A 1,889-nucleotide genomic window follows, 5' to 3' on the forward strand; every position below is an offset into this window, starting at 1 on the left:
GGGGCTGTCGCACTAAGGTGCGGCAGCTTCGTGTTTTTATCCAACACAAAACGCCGAGCTTCGAAAAGCCCGGCGTTTGTGGTATAATTAGTTTATGCTATTAAACAAAATAATACAGAGAGATTATACCTCATTTTCTCTGTATTATCAAATCAAACTTCCACTGGATTTAGAGATTTCTATTCCATCTGATGACCCAGTTCGTCTGGTAAGTGCCTTTGTGGAGGAAATGGACCTTTCTGAACTGTATAAAACTTACGGCAGGATCAGAAAAAATCAGGCAACACCGCGTCAGATGCTGAAACTCGTTATCTATGCAGCAATGAATAGAATCTATTCGAGCCGGGATATCAGAAAAGCATGTAAACGGGATATCAACTTTATGTATCTCCTGGAAGGAGTGCCTGCTCCTGATCACGCAACCATCGCACGTTTTATATCCCTGCATTTTTCTGCCTGTGCAAAAGCTTTACTTGCTCAAATGTCAGATCTGCTCTATCTTCTTGGTGAGATCTCAGGGAAGACCATCTTTATTGACGGCACCAAGATCGAATCGGCAGCTAATAAGTATACATTTGTATGGAAAAAGGCCATTACAAAGAATCAGGTCCGGTTATACACAAAACTGTCTTCTTTTGTGGCTGAATGCGAAGAACTCTACGGAATTAAGACGGTATACCATAAGCGGATATCCATACACACACTGAAACGTTTAAAAAAGCAGTTGTGCCGCATCAAAGTACAGGAAGGAATCGTATTCGTACACGGAATCGGACGGAGGAAAACACAGTTACAAAAATCCCTGGAACAGCTGGATCAATATCTGGAGAAACTAAAGGAATATACAAAAAAACTGTATACGCTTGGGAACAGAAACAGTTATTCCAAAACAGATCCTGATGCCACCTTTATGAGAATGAAAGAAGACGCGATGCTGAATGGGCAGTTAAAACCTGCTTATAACATCCAGCACGGAGTGGATTCCGAATACATCACATGGCTCGATATTAGCCCGCGTCCAACCGATACACGTACCCTAATTCCATTTTTGAAAGATATGGAGAATCACTTGGGATTTAAGTATTCAGAAATCGTTGCAGATGCCGGATACGAAAGTGAAGAAAACTATCTTTTCATTGAAGGCAACGGACAAACTGCCTATATAAAACCGCAGAACTATGAGATTTCTAAAACTCGAAAGTACAAAAAAGACATCAGTAGAAGGGAAAACATGGAGTATCACGCAGACAGTGACAGCTACATCTGCCGCAACGGAAGGGAACTGACTGTTACGAATGAATGCAGAAGTAAAACAGCCAGCGGATATATCAGTGTAAAAACTTATTACAGGAGCTCAGACTGTACCGGCTGTCCTTATAAAACGGAATGTATCAAAGGGAACAACTGCAAAACACCTATGGAAAAAAGGAATAAAGTGCTAATGGTCTCAAAGACAATGAGCCGGAAACGCGCAGAAAATCTGGAACGGATCACAAGTGAGTATGGAACGATGCTCCGGATGAACCGAAGTATTCAGGCAGAAGGTTCTTTTGCTGATGTAAAAGAAGACATGAATTTTCGGAGATATCTGTACCGGGGAAAGACAAATGCACTGGCAGAAAGCATCCTTTTAGCAATGGGACGAAATATGAATAAGCTTCATTGCAAGATTCAGGCTGGAAGGACGAGAAGCCATCTTTTTTCATTAAAGACAACATAGATTTTGATGATTAAAAATAAAACAGTTTGAAATAAGGCATGCCGAAAGGGATGTCTATGAATGAACTGCGTTTATAGAATGGAATCGGAACCGTAACTGATTTCGATGCCATTTTGGGCAGAAAGTAGGGCTGCCGCCCAGCAAAAATATTTGCTAATGCGACAGCCCC

General features: G+C 41.4%; 1 protein-coding gene. It reads left to right on the forward strand.

The features are described 5' to 3' along the window. Nucleotides 1-94 precede the first annotated feature (94 nt). On the forward strand, nt 95-1,720 hold the full coding sequence (locus DW720_RS15465) for an IS1182 family transposase (RefSeq protein WP_118749816.1): 1,626 nt from the start codon (nt 95-97) through the stop codon (nt 1,718-1,720). Nucleotides 1,721-1,889: the final 169 nt, after the last annotated feature.

This window comes from Clostridium sp. AM27-28 (assembly GCF_003480955.1).
GTDB lineage: Bacteria > Bacillota > Clostridia > Lachnospirales > Lachnospiraceae > Otoolea > Otoolea fessa.

What these genes read in the sequence shown, in the direction of transcription:
- DW720_RS15465 (WP_118749816.1), top strand. Translation starts at nt 95, where the DNA reads ATGCTATTAAACAAAATAATACAGAGAGATTATACCTCATTTTCTCTG.